The following is a 16138-nucleotide window of genomic DNA, read 5'->3' as shown; positions in this document are numbered from 1 at the left end:
GAAAACTATGTATATAATTTTTATACATTAACTTAAATTCCAGGGCAACAAAAAACCCTCTTCAATTTGAAGAGGGTTGTATATTAGCTTTAGCTCCTGTCCTGACGTTTACGCTTAATTAAGCATCAATTTTTGCATATTTTGCATTACGCTCAATAAACTCCCTACGTGGAGCAACTTCATCGCCCATTAACATAGAGAAAGTATGATCGCATTCTGCAGCACTTTCAATAGTAGCCTGTAATAAAGTACGTGTAGCCGGATTTAAAGTAGTATCCCAAAGCTGTTCTGCGTTCATCTCACCCAAACCTTTGTAACGTTGAATGTGTACGCTATCTTCTTTACCATTACCTTTTATGCGTTGTACAGCAGCATCGCGTTGTACATCATTCCAGCAGTATTCGAAATCTTTACCTTTTTTAACCTGGTATAGAGGTGGCGAAGCGATATAAACATAACCCGCTTCAATTAAAGCCCTCATATAACGGTAAAAGAAAGTTAAAATCAGGGTGGTAATGTGAGAACCATCAATATCCGCATCCGTCATGATTACGATTTTGTGGTAACGCAGTTTGGTTAAGTTTAATGCTTTATCATCTTCAGGCGTACCGATACTCACACCGATTGCCGTAAACATATTTTTAATCTCGTCGTTTTCGTAAATTTTGTGCTCCATCGCTTTTTCAACATTCAGAATTTTACCTTTTAAAGGTAAAATAGCTTGAATATTTCTATCGCGACCTTGTTTAGCGGTACCACCCGCAGAATCACCCTCTACCAGGTAAATTTCGCATTTTTCGGGATCACTATCAGAGCAATCGGCAAGTTTACCCGGCAAGCCTGAACCGCCCATTACACTTTTACGTTGCACCATTTCGCGTGCCTTACGTGCCGCAGCACGTGCCGTTGCAGCTAAAATTACCTTGTTAACGATCATTTTAGCTTCTTTTGGATTTTCTTCCAAATAAGCACCTAATGCCTCGCCCACAGCTACATCTACCGCACCCATTACCTCACTGTTACCAAGTTTGGTTTTGGTCTGTCCTTCAAATTGAGGCTCCTGAACTTTTACAGAAACTACCGCAGTTAAACCTTCTCTAAAGTCATCACCTGTAATTTCCATTTTAAGGTTTTTCAACAAACCAGATTTATCAGCATAACTTTTTAAGGTACGCGTTAAACCCCTGCGGAAACCTGCTATGTGTGTACCACCTTCGTGGGTATTAATGTTATTTACATAAGAGTGAACATTTTCTGAATAACTGTCGTTGTATTGAAAAGCCAGCTCAACCGGAACACCATTTTTAATGCCGTCGATATAAATTGGTTCAGGCAAGAATGAAGCTCTTGTACCATCTAAAAAGGCAACAAATTCTTTCAATCCACCATCAGAATGGAAAACTTCTGATAAAAATTTACCGTCTTCTAAAACTTCACGCTCATCTGTTAAGGTAAGGGTAATTCCTTTGTTCAGGAAAGCAAGCTCGCGCAAACGGCCAGCCAATGTATCATATTTGTACTCGGTTGTTTGCGTAAAAATAGTTGCATCCGGGCTAAAAGTTACAATTGTACCACGTTTATCGGTTTTTCCAACTTCTTTAACATCGTATAAAGGCTTACCGATATTATATTCCTGTACCCAAATTTTACCTTCGCGGTGAACTTCAGCTTTCAAATGCGTAGATAAGGCGTTAACGCAACTTACCCCCACACCGTGTAAACCGCCGGAAACCTTGTAAGTATCTTTATCAAATTTACCACCTGCGTGCAAAACCGTCATTACGATCTCTAATGCCGATTTATTTTCTTTTGTATTGATACCGGTTGGAATACCACGACCATTATCTTCAACCCTGATGGAGTTGCCTTCTAAAATTCTAACATCGATCGTATCTGCGTGACCGGCCAAAGCCTCATCAATTGAGTTATCTACAACCTCGTAAACCAAATGGTGTAAACCTTTAACACCAGTATCACCTATATACATTGAAGGGCGCTTACGCACCGCTTCTAAACCTTCTAAAACCTGTATATTATCTGCCGAATAATTTGACTTTAAATCCTGTTCTTCGCTCATATTTTAATTAAAAACAATAAGTATCAAAAATACGCAAATTTTGCCATTTAACCCAATATGTGGATAAGTTTTAGGGTGTGAAAAAGAGTTAATCTCTCTACACTAAAGCATTAGGCATAAAGTAGGTTAAGGTTATTTAAAAGGGTTTTAAAAAGCAAATCAAAAGTTGTAAACAGTCCTTAGCTTACCTTTTATTGGGTGTTTGGATGTTGCTTAAAAAATTACGCTGATCGTTAGAAATTATTAAGGTTGTTTGAAAAGCAAATTCAGCGTTTCAAACGGGTGTGAGTCCCGCTTTTTATTACAAGTCCCGATGAAAAATCGGGAGCTTTCCATTTCAATCGGGTTTAGATGGCCACAACCTACACAAATGAAAGGATTTCTCATCAGCATTCACCAATCGTTCCTACGGAACGTAACGCCAATTATACAATTGGCTACCCACCAATCGTCCCGCTGGGACGCCAAGGACTAATTTCCACAGCGCAAACCGTTCCGTAGGAACGACTCATGGGTAGAAAAAAAAACAGAATGTTTTTTTACGTTCCATCGGAACGTTTGGTATTCTGAGATTTGCTATTTCCGCCCTGCAACCCCAGATAGCATCACTGGCCTTGCCACCTAAACCCGATGGCAGCGGGCACAAAGTAAAGCGGACAGCGGGTGTAACTTTAAAATGAAATGCAGGGCCTGATTTTCAAAAAAAAAACGAAATGAATTAAGCGGAACTGAAAAAAAAGCCATCAAGTTTTGCAACCTTAGTTATTTATGCGATTGGCTTTAAATTGCATATCAAAACTAATTTATATAAGTTTGTTAAAATTTATTAAACAATAATGGAAAAAAGAACCTTCAAAACCTTTGGTTTATTTGCAACAGCAACTTTAATTACCGCTTTTTCTGCATGCCAAAACAAAGACACTAAAACTACTGAAATTAAAAAAACAGATAGCGCAACTGCAGCAGTTTCTGCAAGCGAGAAAATTGTATTTGTAAACCAAGACTCTTTATTGAACAAATACGAATACTACAAAGACTTAAAAATAAAATTTGAGGGCAAAACTAAAAATGCACAAGCAGATATGCAGGCAAAAGGTCAGGCTTTTCAAAGGGAGGTTGCTCAATACCAACAATCTGCATCAACTTTAGCTGCAGACCAACGCAAAAGTACTGAAGAGCGTTTGGCTCGTAAACAACAAGAATTACAAACCTACCAACAAAATGCTGGCGGTGCATTACAAAACGAACAAGCTGTAGAAACCGAAAAACTTTACGATAAAGTTGCTGGTTACTTAAAAACATACGCCAAAGAAAAAGGATATAAAATGGTGCTTTCATACACAAAAGGAAGTACAATTTTATTTGCTGATGAAAGTTTAGATGTTACTTCGGATGTAATTAAAGGTTTAAACGCCGAATACACCAAAAAGTAAGCAATAAGATATTAAAAAATGATGCTCCGAATAAATCGGGGCATTTTTTTTGTGTTATAATTTATAAAAACACCAGGTAAGATGGAGAAAAAAGATCAGGAATTTATGCAAATGGCAATTGACTTATCAGTACAAAATGTTAGTGAAAGCATAGGTGGGCCTTTTGGTGCAGTTGTGGTAAAAAACGGCAAACTGATTGCGAAATCAGCAAATAAGGTAACCTTAACAAACGACCCAACAGCGCATGCCGAAGTTTCAGCAATAAGACTGGCCTGTACCGAACTGAATACTTTCGATTTAAGCGGTTGTGTAATTTATACCAGTTGCGAACCCTGCCCAATGTGCCTGGGCGCTATTTATTGGGCAAAAATTGATACAATCTATTATGCAAATACTAAAGCAGATGCAGAAAACATTGGCTTTAGCGATAAATTTATTTACGAGGAGTTAGATAAAAAAATGGAAAACAGAAGTTTGCCGGTAATACAGCTCATGCGAGATGAAGCCTTAGCTGCTTTTAAATTATGGGAAACTTCGCCAATGCGGGTAGAATATTAGATAAAAGATTATTTGCCAATGCTTACCACAAATTACGAATGTGCCAACATAAAAACTTGGTCAATAGTAAATTACCGTTTTAATACTTTCTATTATTAATGAAGTTTTAAGGAATAGTTATTGCAGGGAAATGTTATGACCTATGAACAGAAGATAACGAGCGAATTGGATTTTTGGAAATTTAAAACTTTACAAAAACCTTCTCTTATGAGCAAAGTAACTGATAAAGTTCAGAAGAAAATTAACAGTTATATCCCCGATCAGGTGCATAATGCAATTACAACTGCAATAAAACAAATGGTTAAGGCAGTGCTTTTTGGTTCTACATTTACAACTTCGAAACCCATTACCAATTTAACCCTGATGCACCGGGAAGCCCTGGTAAAACAAAAAATAGACACGTATAAAAAAACTGGTGCCGCGGAAGGTGGAATTACAGGAGCTGGTGGTTTTTTAATGAGCCTGGCCGATTTTCCTTTACTGCTGGGTATAAAAATGAAAATGCTTTTTGATATTGCCGCAGTTTACGGATACGATGTGAAAGACTACCGCGAACGTTTATATATTTTGCACATTTTTCAGCTGGCATTTTCAAGTAAAGAAGAAAGTAAAAATATTTTTATTAAAATGCAGAGTTGGGATGATAAAGCCCACCAACTACCAACCAATATTGATGAATTTGACTGGCTAACCTTTCAGCAGCAATACCGCGATTATATCGATTTGGCAAAACTTGCACAGATGCTTCCATTCGTTGGAGCAGCAGTAGGCGCAATAGCAAATTATAAATTGATCGAAAAACTGGGAAAAACAGCGATGATGAGTTATCGGATGCGTTATTTTAGTCTACAGTACGCCGTAATCAGCTCGCAGGAAACTGAAAACCGTAAACTAAAAACTGAGCAATAATTATTCCTCTTCAAACATTCCCCCGATTAAATCGTCAGTCTCCCTTCTATCTTTTTTAGTGGGCCTGCCCGTCCCCCTATCGCGTTTTAAACTAGGCGAATGGAACATCGATTTAAAAGCATGTGTTTCTTCAACCGGAGTTAAATCTTTGTATTTCGTTAAAGCAGTTGGCGAATCGGTTCTGTTGTAAGAAAGTTCTACTACTTCGATAATTTTCTTTTCAATTCCTTTCGATACCTGGTAAACATCGCCAACTTTTACAATTGCAGAAGGTTTAATATTCTGCCCCTTCAACTTCACTCTTCCTGCTTTACAGGCATCCGTTGCAAGGCTACGGGTTTTAAATAACCTTATCGCCCATAAATATTTATCGATCCTAAGTTTTTCTGTCTCTGTCATAAAGTTCAAAAATACATAATTAGGTTAATTGTTTAAACTGGTTAATTGCTATTTCAGTGCATGATGTACAGTGAATCATTTTAAACGGTTAACCAATTAACCTTCTGGGAAAACAATTTAAACAATTAACCATTTAATAAGCAAAAATTGATTTATTTTGCGTAAAATTTAAAAACATCATGTATTCAGATTTAAAGAAATTAATTGAAGCCGCTTGGGAGGATAGAACCCTTTTAAAATACAGTAATTATTGTGAAGCCATTGAAGCCGTTGTTATGGGCCTTGATAAAGGTGAAATCCGTGTTGCTGAACCAGTTTTAAACTCTTGGGGCATTAATGAATGGGTAAAGAAAGCAGTAATTTTGTATTTCCCGATTCGTGAGATGAAAGAAATTAAAAGTGGTCCTTTCGTTTACCACGATAAAATGGATTTAAAAACCGACTATAAAGCAACCGGTGTACGTGTTGTGCCTATGGCAAGTGCGCGTTACGGTTCGTTTTTAGCCAAAGGTGTAATCATGATGCCATCATATGTAAACATTGGTGCTTATGTTGATGAAGGTACCATGGTTGATACATGGGCAACAGTAGGGTCTTGTGCACAAATTGGTAAACGCGTTCACTTAAGTGGTGGTGTGGGTATTGGTGGTGTTTTAGAGCCTGTACAAGCTGCTCCGGTAATTATCGAAGATGATTGTTTCTTAGGTTCTAGAGCGATTGTTGTGGAAGGTGTTAAACTTGAAAAAGAAGTTGTTTTAGGTGCAAATGTGGTACTAACCGCATCAACTAAAATTATTGATGTTACCGGCCCTACACCAGTAGAATATAAAGGAGTTGTTCCGGCACGTTCGGTAGTAATTCCAGGAAGTTATACTAAAAAATTCCCTGCCGGAGAATATCAGGTACCTTGTGCTTTAATTATTGGTAAACGTAAAGAAAGTACAGATAAGAAAACATCACTTAACGATGCGTTAAGAGAAAATAATGTAGCAGTTTAAGCTGAAAGCACAAAGGTGAAAGCTGAAAGTGAAACTCAAAAAGCCGAAAGTAACGAACTTGATCAATCAAGCTTTGGTCTTTCGGCTTTAACCTTTTCGCTTAAAATTGGATTCGATGGCAAGCGTGCCGCCAATAACTTAACAGGATTGGGAAATTACAGCCGATCATTAATTGAGCACCTTGCGCATCAATTTCCTCAACATCAATACCTCATTTATACGCCAAAAGTAAAACAGGCCAACCAGATTGATGCCTTTCTTGAAAAAGAAAACATCGAACTAAAACTTCCTAAAAACGGACCTTTTTTATGGAGAACTTTAAATATCCTTAAAGATATAAATCAGGATGGCTGCCAGATTTTCCATGGCTTAAGTCATGAGATCCCCCTAGCCATACAACACACCAGGATTAAATCGGTCGTAACCATCCACGATCTGATCTTTCTGCGTTTCCCTCAATATTATAAATTTATCGACAGAAAATTATACGAGTGGAAAAGTAAATCAGCCTGTAAAAGAGCCAATAAAATTATCGCGATCAGCGAAAAAACCAAGGAAGATATTGTAGAATATTACGGCATTAATCCTGAAAAAATAGAGGTAATTTACCAAAGTTGCGATGATAATTTTAAAATTTCACTACCAAAGGAAACTTTAAGCAGAATTAGGGCCACTTATCAATTACCAGAAAAATACATTTTAAATGTTGGCACCATTGAAGAACGGAAAAACCTAAAATTGGCTGTACAGGCATTAAAAGAGGTAGATGAAGCCTATAAATTAGTGGTTATAGGTAAACAAACCACTTATTTTAAAACTGTTGAACAGGAAATAGAAAAACTTGGATTAAAAAACCGAATTCTATTTTTAAAGAATATTCCATTTGCCGATTTACCAGGAATTTATCAAATGGCCAATGTTTTTGTTTACCCATCATTTTATGAGGGTTTTGGCATCCCTATTATTGAAGCATTGTACTCGGGTATTCCGGTGGTTGCAGCAACAGGATCTTGTTTAGAAGAAGCTGGCGGACCAAATAGCTTATACGTATCACCGAATGATTCTGAAGCGTTGGCAACTGCCATCAATAAAATTTTGAACGATTCTGAACTTCAAAAAGAAATGAAAGAAAAAGGGCTGGAATTTGTTCAAAAATTCAACAGCCCTGTAGTTACTCAGCAATTAATGAATTGCTATTTAAATCTTTTGCAATAGCCTTATTTTGCAGCGGTAACGCTTGGTGGGTATTGTGCCAAAATTTCTTTAACACCTGTATACAAACGTTGTTCTCTTTTATTGAAGTTATCAAGGTTAAAGCCTGATCCCTGTCCGTGCCAGAATAAAATCTTTTTAGCCGGATCTAAGAAATCGATAATAATTGTGCCTTCGATATACTGGTTAACATAGTTGGAACCCCAACCGCCCCAGCCTCCTCGCCAGCCACCCCAGCCCCAGCCCCAACCACCGTAGTAAGCCGGACCATAAACATCAGTTTTTTCTCTTGCCACAACCACGAGATTCACCAACAAATCTGGACGATCTGATTTGGTAAATCCTTTGGCATTCATTTCAGATTCTACCGCAGCCATTAATCTGCGTTTATCCAAATTATTGAGCTTTACGCGAGCAATGCCTTTATCGTAAAAATTGTAAGTTTTATAACCGCCTAAATCAACATTTTTATCATAATCTGATGCGGTGCGGAGTGTTGTACATCCTGCTAATGCCAATACCACTGTAAAAAGCATTAATAATTTTTGTGCTGTTCTCATTTTGTGCATTGTTTCTTTTAAAATAACCTGATATAAATATAGCGATTTTGGCATTTAAAAAGGAAAATCGTTTGTAATTTTTACACTCAGATTGTTATATCTTAAACAGCTAGCAATTGATTATGTTTTGACGCTATCTGTCTATAAATAAATATTTTACAAAATCAATATAATTCTTTAATTGGTGCAACTGTATGTTTAATGTTACTCGATCCGGTTAGAGAATAATTAACCACATCATTATCCTTTTCTAAATCCTTTTTATTTGCTTTCCACTTTAAAATAAATGTTCCATGACTGATCATTTCATCATCGTTGTAAGCCTTTGGCATTTGTAATTCTACAGGAAACTGATCAACATATTCTATATTTTCCAAACTATAACGATATATATTGTCTATATCACTCACTTCAAATATAATACCCGGTAAACCTCCAAATTTCCATGGCCCAATTTTCATTAAATTATCCTTTTTAAACCATGCCACATATTTACGTCCTCTAAAATCGGTTTCGGCTTTGGTGCAAGTTTCGCCATTAATTTCCTTCGTTTCGGGAGAGATTTTCCAATGGAAATTGTTTAATGTATCCACTACTAAATAGGTCGCCTTTGGCCATATCCTTTCTGCATAGATAAGGCCAGAAATATCAGGCGATTTCAATACGAAAGGTATCCGTTTATCATTGTCATTCAGTACGATCTTAACGCTGGTGATCCTCCTGATTCCGTTGTACGTTGTATCCTCCTTTAATTTTAATTCCTCATTTGGTATTGACAGCTCTAACGACCTGCCATTCAGGTAATACTGTTCCAATTTTATGTCACTTGTTCTTCCGCTCACATTTATATTGTTTCGATAATGAAAGATGATCCTTTTCTGGGCAACAAGCAATGGAGATAAACTGATAAGTACAGCGAGAAGGAATAATTTCTTCATATTGTTTAGCGTTTGCATAAAAATATGGACTGTTTAATTTAAAAAGCAAACATTAACATTATTTAACTTCCTTTTTAAAAATTACCTTTGCAAAATGCTAAGAGATGAGATTAATAAAGCTTTTGAGGTACTAAAATCAGGTGGGGTTATCCTTTATCCAACAGATACCATTTGGGGCCTCGGCTGCGATGCCAGCAATGCTGAAGCGGTGGATAAATTATTGAAGATCAAAAACCGTCCGGCAGAAAAAAGTTTGATTGTTTTACTTGATGTAGACAGCAAATTGCAAAGCTACGTTGCAGAAATTCCTGATGTAGCATATGATTTGATAGAATATGCAGAAAATCCTTTAACCATTATTTTTTCTGGTGCAAAAAACCTGGCCGAAAACGTAATTAATGCCGACGGCAGCGTAGGAATTCGAATTGTTAAACATGATTTCTGTACACCATTAATTCAGCGTTTTAGAAAACCAATTGTTTCTACTTCGGCAAATTTAAGCGGGCAACCCTCACCGAAATTTTTTGATGATATAGATCCTGAAATTATTGAAGCTGTAGATTATGTGGTAGATTTTGAACAGGAAAACCGGACCAGCAGAAAACCTTCAACCATTATGAAACTTTCTCCAAGCGGACAATTTGAATTTATCAGAAAGTAAGTTCCAATCCGCTGTGGGTATCGAACTTGTGTTTTCTTGATCCACCAAATGTTTTTCTTAATTTTGAACAAATGAATTACCCTTATATATGCAGTCTGATTTGAACGAAGGAAGCAGCAAGTACCCTTCAAAGGATTTGGGCTTGCACCTCCAAAATCCCATATTCAAAACCTTATCCACTATAGCCGATAAGCACAATATCGAAGCTTACGTAATTGGAGGATTTGTTCGTGATTTATTTTTAGATCGCCCTTCGAAAGATATTGATGTTGTTGTTGTGGGCAGTGGGATAGCATATGCAGAAGCAGTTGGCCGGAAATTGAACACAAAAGTTGCCGTTTTTAAAAATTTCGGTACGGCTAATATCAAATATCAGGATCTGGAGGTCGAATTTGTAGGGGCCAGGAAAGAGTCTTATCGTTCAGATTCGCGCAAACCGATTGTTGAAGACGGTACCCTGGCAGACGACCAACTCCGCAGGGATTTTACCATCAATGCACTGGCAATTAATTTAAATACCAATCATTTTGGCGAATTGTTGGATCCGTTTAACGGACTTAAAGATTTAGAAAATAAACTGATCCGTACACCCCTTGATCCTGAAATAACGTTTTCTGATGATCCTTTGCGCATGATGCGGGCCATCCGGTTCGCTTCACAGCTTCATTTTGATATTGATCCGGCCGCCCTTAACGCGATAAAAACTCAAAAACAACGCATTAATATCGTATCAAAAGAAAGGATTACCGATGAAATGAATAAAATCATTCTCTCAAAAAAACCTTCGATCGGTTTTAAACACCTTTTTGATACTGGATTACTGCATATCATTTTTCCTCAGATGGCGCAGCTTTATGGTGTCGAAATCATCAAAGGAAAAGGGCATAAAGATAATTTCTACCATACTTTAGAAGTATTGGATAATATTTGTGCAGCTACCGATGACTTGTGGTTGCGCTGGGCCGCAATTTTACACGATATTGCCAAACCTGCAACCAAACGTTTTGAAGAAGGCCACGGCTGGACCTTCCACGGCCATGAAGATAGAGGAGCCAGAATGGTTCCGAAGATTTTTGCGCAGCTGAAACTTCCCTTAAATGAAAAAATGAAGTATGTACAAAAACTGGTGCAGCTCCATTTACGCCCAATTGTTCTGGCACAGGAAACCGTAACAGATTCGGCCGTGAGGCGGTTGCTTTTTGATGCAGGCGAAGAGATTGAAAGCCTGATGTTGCTTTGCAACGCCGATGTTACTACCAAAAACGAGTATAAAAAAACGAAATACAGAAACAACTTTGAGCTGGTTAAACAAAAGCTTAAAGATGTTGAAGAACGCGACAAAATACGCAACTGGCAGCCTCCTATTTCGGGCAATGATATTATGGAGACTTTTGGCTTAGATGCTGGCAAAGAAGTTGGATTAATTAAAAATGCGATCAGGGAGGCCATACTGGAAGGCGACATTACCAATGATTATGATGAAGCGTTTAATTTTATGCTCAATCAGGCAAAACAAATGGGATTAAATCCTGTTAATAAATAATTTAATTGCCTCTACGCTATATTAAGGTGCCTTTGTGGCATTTGATGTTTGCGGTAATATAAATTAACTTTAATTTTACGGTTCCAAAATACAATAATGGCTATTTATAAATTTAGAATTACTTTTGAAGATTTTGATGATGTTGTGAGAGAGATCGACATTAAATCAAACCAAACATTTGAAGACCTGCACAAGGCTATTCACAGATCTACGGGTTATAATGCCGAAAAATCTTCATCTTTTTATGTTAGCACTGATAACTGGTTAAAGGGTGATGAAATTGCTTATTTACCGAGCGAACGTAAAAGAGATCGTGTAGTTTTAATGGAAAACTCTAAATTGAGTGGTTTTATTGAAGATCCGCACCAAAAATTTTACTATATCTATAATTTCGACCGTCCATACGATTTTCATGTCGAGCTTGTAAAAATCATTTTAGATGCCGACCCGAATATTGAATATCCATTTTTAGCCAAAAGCAGTGGTGAGGCACCAAAAATTTTCGAAAGCAGCAATGCATCTATAACCGATCCTGGCGCATCTGCTGGTGCAGTAGCAGGCGAATTTGATTTCTTAAATGAAATGAATTTTGTTCCTGAAGATACCGACGAACTCGAAGCAATGGGTGATATGGGCATTAATGAGGAAGAAAGAGATGAAGAAGATGAAAGCGAAAGCGACGAATTTGGCGATGAGTTTTCTGATAGCGACAACTTCGAAGATGATAGCCATAAAGATGATTATTAACTTTTCTGCAATAAATGTTACTGATCCGATCACTTTAAGATTCAATTCAGCTTCATAGTGCTTAATTTATAATTTAATTATATCAAGTCAGGTGTTTACATCTGACTTTTTCTTTTAAAAAAATCATGTTAACTGCAGATCAAACTACTAAAAAGCCAAAAACACTAATAGCCGTTGTTGGACCTACCGCAATTGGAAAAACAGCTTTAGCTATTAAACTGGCTAAACATTTAGATACAGAAATTATCTCAGCAGATTCGCGTCAGTTTTTTAAAGAAATGGAAATTGGAACGGCCAAACCCGATGCATTAGAACTAGCAGCAGCCAAGCATCACTTTATCAATTCGCATTCGGTAAAACAACTGTTTAGCACCGGCGATTTCGAATTGGAAGCTTTAAATATACTTGATGAAATTTTTAAGCACCATGATACAGCTATAATGGTTGGCGGTTCAGGGCTATACATCAATGCGCTTATTAATGGTTTGGATGAAATGCCGGATATTGATTTATCCATTAGGGAAAAATTAAACAATCAATTCGAAAATGAAGGTTTAGCTGTTATTCAGGAGCAATTGGCCAAAGTAGATCCGGAATATTTTGCAAAAGTAGATCAACAAAATCCACAAAGGATGATCCGCGGATTGGAAGTTTTTTTATCTACAGGGCAAAAACTTTCTTCGATGTTATCGGCCACCAAAAAAGAAAGACCATTCAATATTATCAAAATTGGGTTAAATACCGATAGAGCTGTTTTGTACAACAGAATTAATGAGCGGGTAGATAAAATGGTGGAAAATGGTTTATTGGAAGAAGTAGCCACTTTAACCCCTTTTAAACAGTATAATGCCTTAAATACAGTAGGATATAGTGAAATTTTCGATTATTTTGATGGGAAAGTCTCGCTAGAGGAAGCAATAACTGCTATTAAACAAAATACCCGCCGCTTTGCAAAACGCCAGCTTACCTGGTTTAGAAGGGATGAAGAAATTAAATGGTTTGAGCCCGATGAAAGTGCTCAAATTATTGATTTTATAGAAGACCAAATGAGCGACAAATAAAAGAGGTTGCATCAAAAATTTGATCACAACTCAGAAGTTATCTTATTGATACAACCTCTTTTTAACTATTTCGTGTCAGGAAATTTTACTCCCCTATATTGTGTAATATCCACTGTTGGTATGGTAGAACCATACTTTGCATTAATTGCATCAATAAATACATTGGCAATTACCGCATTTCCACGTGGCGTTAAATGTATCCCATCCAAAGAAAAAGCACCACCTGAAATAAAAGCAGAATTAATACCAATACCCTGGATATTCATTCCAACCTTAACCTGGTTAAAATAAGTATAAGTATCTGCTATGGCCAAACCTTTGCTTGTAGCCAAAGATTTAATACTGCTGTTGTAACTGTTTACGTAATCTTTCACTTTTATAACCTCATCTCTATCCAGTACCCAATTACTGGTTATTGGATTTAGTGGGTGTAAGCCGTAAGGAATAGCACCCTGACCAAACAAACCAGCTGTTTGAAATGGCAAACGGATTAAATCTTCAGCAGTTGCAGCCCTAACCGCGCCTGTTCCGGTTTGAATATAAATTGCTGCTGCCGCAGGATTGATTGCTTTGGCTGCATTTAATAAAGCTGCTACCGTTACTGTATTAAAATAAGGAATTGCAGTTACATCAGGTATCGTACCAACAATACCTTTTTGCCCACCTGCGGATAATGCATTTACCAAATTAGCATATAATGATGAAAAAGTAACCTTATCTGTTAAAACCGTAGTTGGATCTCCGTTAACGGTAACCGCTCCATTTAAAGCATACCCCAACACATCATTATTGCCTAACCAAAGTGAGAAAAAGGTGTGGTTTCTGCCCTGTATGTACTGAAAGTAATTCGTTTTACCAACTTGCGCATCACTTAACAAACGCTCGAAATAAGGATTAGCAGCACTAAAAGTTAAAGATGGATCAAAAGATAAATCGACACGCATGCCTGGAATACCTAAGTTTTGAATTTCAGTGGTGTATTTGGCTAAATGCTTTGCCGCATCAATGTAAGCCAATTTATCTGTTACCGGAGTTAAAGTTGGCGTACCGTTAACCAATGCTGTTAAAGCAACATACCCCGAACCATTAGCTTGTGCATCTGTAAAAAAAGGAGAAGTAAAGCTACCACCACCTACTGTAGCCATTTTGGCCGCAATTAAATTCGGATAAGCTACTTTTTGTCCTTCTAAATATAAGCCACCATCAGCAAAACCTGAGGTTAAAGAGTTACCTACGGCAATGTATTTGCTAAAATTAGCTTGGCCCGCTGTTGTACCCGCTGGTGTTTCAATTTCTGGTTTACAAGCGGCTGTAAAAAGAATGGCAGCAGCTACAAAACTATTTAATATATATTTTTTCATTTGTAATTTCTCCTACCATTTATAAGTTAACGAAAGCCCTGGTGCATAAACCAAAGTTTTAAAAGTACCATCTAAGCCTGTTTCAAGGTTTTTCTGTTTACGCGATTTTACATCTTCAAAGAAGAATGAGGCATTAACTTCGAAATGACTGGTTGGCATATATCCTAAACCAGCACTTAAAATATAACGGTCGGCATCTGGTGCCTCAGGAGTTACGTAACCATCCTGTACCGGAGAAAAAGCATAACCTACGCCTGCTCTTAATGCTAATTTTTCAGAAGCCTGGTGATTAATTCCCAATTTGAATGAAGATCCATCCCGATAATTACGGGCTGATTTCGTATCGGCCAGCGAAGGGGTATTTGTTGCATAATCAAAAGATAAATCCTGATAAATATGCCATTGTACCCAACTTGCATCAAATGCTAAAACTGTACTTTTTGAAAGTGGAATACCAACTCCCAAACTGGTGGTAGCCGGTAAAGGCAGTTCGGCATTAAATGTATTTCCGGCAGGGAAAGATGAAGTTAAAGAACCTGGCACCTGGAAATCGGCTGTTCCACCATCAAGTTTGGTAATCACTTTAGATTTGTGAACCAACGCAAACGATATATTGCTTAAGGTTTTAATGTACAAACCTGCATTCCAACCATAACCCTTACCTGTACCATCCAAGGTAACATGGCCTGAGCGACCGTCGGGATAATTTACCGGTAATGCCCGCTGAAGATTTACATCGCCATGGTTATAAACAAAACCTGCACCAATACCAATACGATCTGTAATTTTAACGCTCAATGTTGGCTGGAAATAAATTGCTTTTAAATTTAACGAAGTTAAGGCATACTTACCAGACCAGTTATCACCCCAATCTACCAAACCACCAAATGGTGTATAAACACCTAAGCCTAATTTCCATTTGTTAGATTTTGGACCCCAAACGGCATAAAATTCGAAAGGTGGAGCAACTTTGTTTTTTACATTTTCTGTAATGTTGGAACCGCTTTGTTTGAAAGCTGATTTAAACAATAATGGGTTTACTCCTGCTGAAACTGAGTTTTTCTCTAAGAAAGTTACTGCACCGGGATTGTAAAATACGGAAGCCTCATCTAAAGCTAATGCAGAACCTGCACCTGCCATACCAATTTGTTTCTGACCTTGTAAATTAACCTGGAAACCCTGCCCCAAAACCCATAGAGGGGCAGAAAGTAATGCGCTCAATAAAATTTTTTTCATTTATAAATGGTTATATCACAAATATATACTATGCCAACATAGTAAACAAATATTTGTTTGTAAGAATTTTGATTGGCTTACGCCTGGGCAGTAGGCCCACCAAAGCCCATCGGAAAAGGTGGCTCTTCCTGTGTTTTGATTCTTCCGTTTACAGCTTCAAATTTCTGAATGTTATCTTCCAGTGCCGCCAATAAGCGTTTAGCATGTTCTGGCGTCAAAATAATTCTTGATTTTACCTTGGCCTTTGGTATTCCGGGCATTACACGAATAAAATCCAGTACAAATTCGGTATTTGAATGGGTAATGATGGCCAGGTTAGAAAAAATTCCTTCAGCAATTTCTTCTGATAACTCTATATTTAATTGATTTTCGTTTTGTTGTTCTTCCATAATGGCTCAAAAATAAAAAATTCCGCTGCTTAATGGCGGAATTTAATATATAATGT

16 protein-coding genes are annotated in these 16138 nt (G+C 37.3%); 9 read left to right on the top strand and 7 right to left on the bottom strand.

All coding sequences use genetic code 11. From position 1 onward, the window contains the following. Window positions 1–118: 118 nt before the first annotated feature. On the bottom strand, window positions 119–2077 hold the full coding sequence (gene gyrB, locus ACZZZW_RS09985; RefSeq protein ID WP_055914816.1) for a DNA topoisomerase (ATP-hydrolyzing) subunit B: 1959 nt from the start codon (window positions 2075–2077) through the stop codon (window positions 119–121). Between the two features lie 836 nt (window positions 2078–2913). Here gyrB and ACZZZW_RS09980 point away from each other — a divergent pair. From ACZZZW_RS09980 to ACZZZW_RS09970, 3 genes are all read left to right on the top strand, one after another. Further along, on the top strand, window positions 2914–3510 hold the full coding sequence (locus ACZZZW_RS09980) for an OmpH/Skp family outer membrane protein (RefSeq protein WP_055914820.1): 597 nt from the start codon (window positions 2914–2916) through the stop codon (window positions 3508–3510). Between the two features lie 81 nt (window positions 3511–3591). After that, window positions 3592–4068, top strand: coding sequence for a nucleoside deaminase (locus ACZZZW_RS09975; protein ID WP_463493128.1), 477 nt, complete (start codon window positions 3592–3594; stop codon window positions 4066–4068). Window positions 4069–4203: 135 nt separating this feature from the next. After that, window positions 4204–4977: an EcsC family protein gene (locus tag ACZZZW_RS09970; RefSeq protein ID WP_463493127.1), complete on the top strand. Its 774-nt coding sequence runs from the start codon at window positions 4204–4206 to the stop codon at window positions 4975–4977. On the opposite strand, the gene ACZZZW_RS09965 is transcribed toward ACZZZW_RS09970, so the two are convergent. After that, window positions 4978–5376 (bottom strand): RNA-binding S4 domain-containing protein, encoded by a 399-nt coding sequence (locus tag ACZZZW_RS09965; RefSeq protein WP_055914829.1) that lies wholly within the window; start codon window positions 5374–5376, stop codon window positions 4978–4980. A gap of 179 nt (window positions 5377–5555) precedes the next feature. Here ACZZZW_RS09965 and ACZZZW_RS09960 point away from each other — a divergent pair, with 179 nt between their 5' ends. Both ACZZZW_RS09960 and ACZZZW_RS09955 read left to right on the top strand, forming a co-directional pair. After that, the gene (locus ACZZZW_RS09960) at window positions 5556–6374 is read left to right on the top strand and encodes a 2,3,4,5-tetrahydropyridine-2,6-dicarboxylate N-succinyltransferase (RefSeq protein WP_055914833.1); all 819 of its coding nucleotides are present in this window, start codon (window positions 5556–5558) and stop codon (window positions 6372–6374) included. Window positions 6375–6389: 15 nt separating this feature from the next. Then, the gene (locus ACZZZW_RS09955) at window positions 6390–7589 is read left to right on the top strand and encodes a glycosyltransferase family 4 protein (protein ID WP_463493126.1); all 1200 of its coding nucleotides are present in this window, start codon (window positions 6390–6392) and stop codon (window positions 7587–7589) included. A 2-nt stretch (window positions 7590–7591) separates the two neighbouring features. Here the strand turns inward: ACZZZW_RS09955 and ACZZZW_RS09950 are convergent, their stop codons facing one another. Together ACZZZW_RS09950 and ACZZZW_RS09945 are read right to left on the bottom strand one after the other, a co-directional pair. Further along, window positions 7592–8146: a DUF4136 domain-containing protein gene (locus ACZZZW_RS09950; protein ID WP_463493125.1), complete on the bottom strand. Its 555-nt coding sequence runs from the start codon at window positions 8144–8146 to the stop codon at window positions 7592–7594. A gap of 164 nt (window positions 8147–8310) precedes the next feature. Next, entirely contained in the window at window positions 8311–9084 is a 774-nt protein-coding gene (locus ACZZZW_RS09945) for a GLPGLI family protein (RefSeq protein ID WP_463493124.1), read from the bottom strand. Between the two features lie 94 nt (window positions 9085–9178). On the opposite strand from ACZZZW_RS09945, the gene ACZZZW_RS09940 reads away from it, so the two are divergent. The 4 genes from ACZZZW_RS09940 (at window position 9179) to miaA (ending at window position 13096) form a co-directional block, all read left to right on the top strand. Beyond that, window positions 9179–9745 carry an L-threonylcarbamoyladenylate synthase gene (locus tag ACZZZW_RS09940; RefSeq protein WP_055914841.1) on the top strand — a complete coding sequence of 189 codons (567 nt, stop codon included), beginning with the start codon at window positions 9179–9181 and terminating at the stop codon, window positions 9743–9745. 88 nt (window positions 9746–9833) lie between these two features. Continuing rightward, window positions 9834–11288, top strand: coding sequence for a CCA tRNA nucleotidyltransferase (locus ACZZZW_RS09935; RefSeq protein WP_463493123.1), 1455 nt, complete (start codon window positions 9834–9836; stop codon window positions 11286–11288). 96 nt (window positions 11289–11384) lie between these two features. Continuing rightward, window positions 11385–12035 (top strand): IS1096 element passenger TnpR family protein, encoded by a 651-nt coding sequence (locus tag ACZZZW_RS09930; protein ID WP_463493122.1) that lies wholly within the window; start codon window positions 11385–11387, stop codon window positions 12033–12035. A gap of 125 nt (window positions 12036–12160) precedes the next feature. After that, window positions 12161–13096 (top strand): tRNA (adenosine(37)-N6)-dimethylallyltransferase MiaA, encoded by a 936-nt coding sequence (gene miaA / locus ACZZZW_RS09925; protein ID WP_463493121.1) that lies wholly within the window; start codon window positions 12161–12163, stop codon window positions 13094–13096. A gap of 65 nt (window positions 13097–13161) precedes the next feature. Here the strand turns inward: miaA and ACZZZW_RS09920 are convergent, their stop codons facing one another. From ACZZZW_RS09920 to ACZZZW_RS09910, 3 genes are all read right to left on the bottom strand, one after another. Continuing rightward, a complete protein-coding gene (locus ACZZZW_RS09920) occupies window positions 13162–14457 on the bottom strand; it encodes a G-D-S-L family lipolytic protein (protein WP_463493120.1) in 1296 nt (431 codons plus the stop codon). A gap of 12 nt (window positions 14458–14469) precedes the next feature. After that, complete coding sequence (locus ACZZZW_RS09915) at window positions 14470–15693, bottom strand: OmpP1/FadL family transporter (protein WP_463493119.1); 1224 nt, start codon at window positions 15691–15693, stop codon at window positions 14470–14472. 77 nt (window positions 15694–15770) lie between these two features. Continuing rightward, window positions 15771–16082, bottom strand: a complete 312-nt coding sequence (locus ACZZZW_RS09910; RefSeq protein ID WP_055914859.1) for a DUF3467 domain-containing protein — start codon at window positions 16080–16082, stop codon at window positions 15771–15773. Window positions 16083–16138 lie beyond the last annotated feature (56 nt).

It is taken from the genome of Pedobacter sp. AC379, assembly GCF_979258145.1.
This window is presented reverse-complemented; position numbering and strand designations above follow the sequence as displayed.

What these genes read in the sequence shown, in the direction of transcription:
- gyrB (WP_055914816.1), bottom strand. Translation starts at nt 2,077, where the DNA reads ATGAGCGAAGAACAGGATTTAAAGTCAAATTATTCGGCAGATAATATA.
- ACZZZW_RS09980 (WP_055914820.1), top strand. Translation starts at nt 2,914, where the DNA reads ATGGAAAAAAGAACCTTCAAAACCTTTGGTTTATTTGCAACAGCAACT.
- ACZZZW_RS09975 (WP_463493128.1), top strand. Translation starts at nt 3,592, where the DNA reads ATGGAGAAAAAAGATCAGGAATTTATGCAAATGGCAATTGACTTATCA.
- ACZZZW_RS09970 (WP_463493127.1), top strand. Translation starts at nt 4,204, where the DNA reads ATGACCTATGAACAGAAGATAACGAGCGAATTGGATTTTTGGAAATTT.
- ACZZZW_RS09965 (WP_055914829.1), bottom strand. Translation starts at nt 5,376, where the DNA reads ATGACAGAGACAGAAAAACTTAGGATCGATAAATATTTATGGGCGATA.
- ACZZZW_RS09960 (WP_055914833.1), top strand. Translation starts at nt 5,556, where the DNA reads ATGTATTCAGATTTAAAGAAATTAATTGAAGCCGCTTGGGAGGATAGA.
- ACZZZW_RS09950 (WP_463493125.1), bottom strand. Translation starts at nt 8,146, where the DNA reads ATGAGAACAGCACAAAAATTATTAATGCTTTTTACAGTGGTATTGGCA.
- ACZZZW_RS09945 (WP_463493124.1), bottom strand. Translation starts at nt 9,084, where the DNA reads ATGAAGAAATTATTCCTTCTCGCTGTACTTATCAGTTTATCTCCATTG.
- ACZZZW_RS09940 (WP_055914841.1), top strand. Translation starts at nt 9,179, where the DNA reads ATGCTAAGAGATGAGATTAATAAAGCTTTTGAGGTACTAAAATCAGGT.
- ACZZZW_RS09935 (WP_463493123.1), top strand. Translation starts at nt 9,834, where the DNA reads ATGCAGTCTGATTTGAACGAAGGAAGCAGCAAGTACCCTTCAAAGGAT.
- ACZZZW_RS09930 (WP_463493122.1), top strand. Translation starts at nt 11,385, where the DNA reads ATGGCTATTTATAAATTTAGAATTACTTTTGAAGATTTTGATGATGTT.
- miaA (WP_463493121.1), top strand. Translation starts at nt 12,161, where the DNA reads ATGTTAACTGCAGATCAAACTACTAAAAAGCCAAAAACACTAATAGCC.
- ACZZZW_RS09920 (WP_463493120.1), bottom strand. Translation starts at nt 14,457, where the DNA reads ATGAAAAAATATATATTAAATAGTTTTGTAGCTGCTGCCATTCTTTTT.
- ACZZZW_RS09915 (WP_463493119.1), bottom strand. Translation starts at nt 15,693, where the DNA reads ATGAAAAAAATTTTATTGAGCGCATTACTTTCTGCCCCTCTATGGGTT.
- ACZZZW_RS09910 (WP_055914859.1), bottom strand. Translation starts at nt 16,082, where the DNA reads ATGGAAGAACAACAAAACGAAAATCAATTAAATATAGAGTTATCAGAA.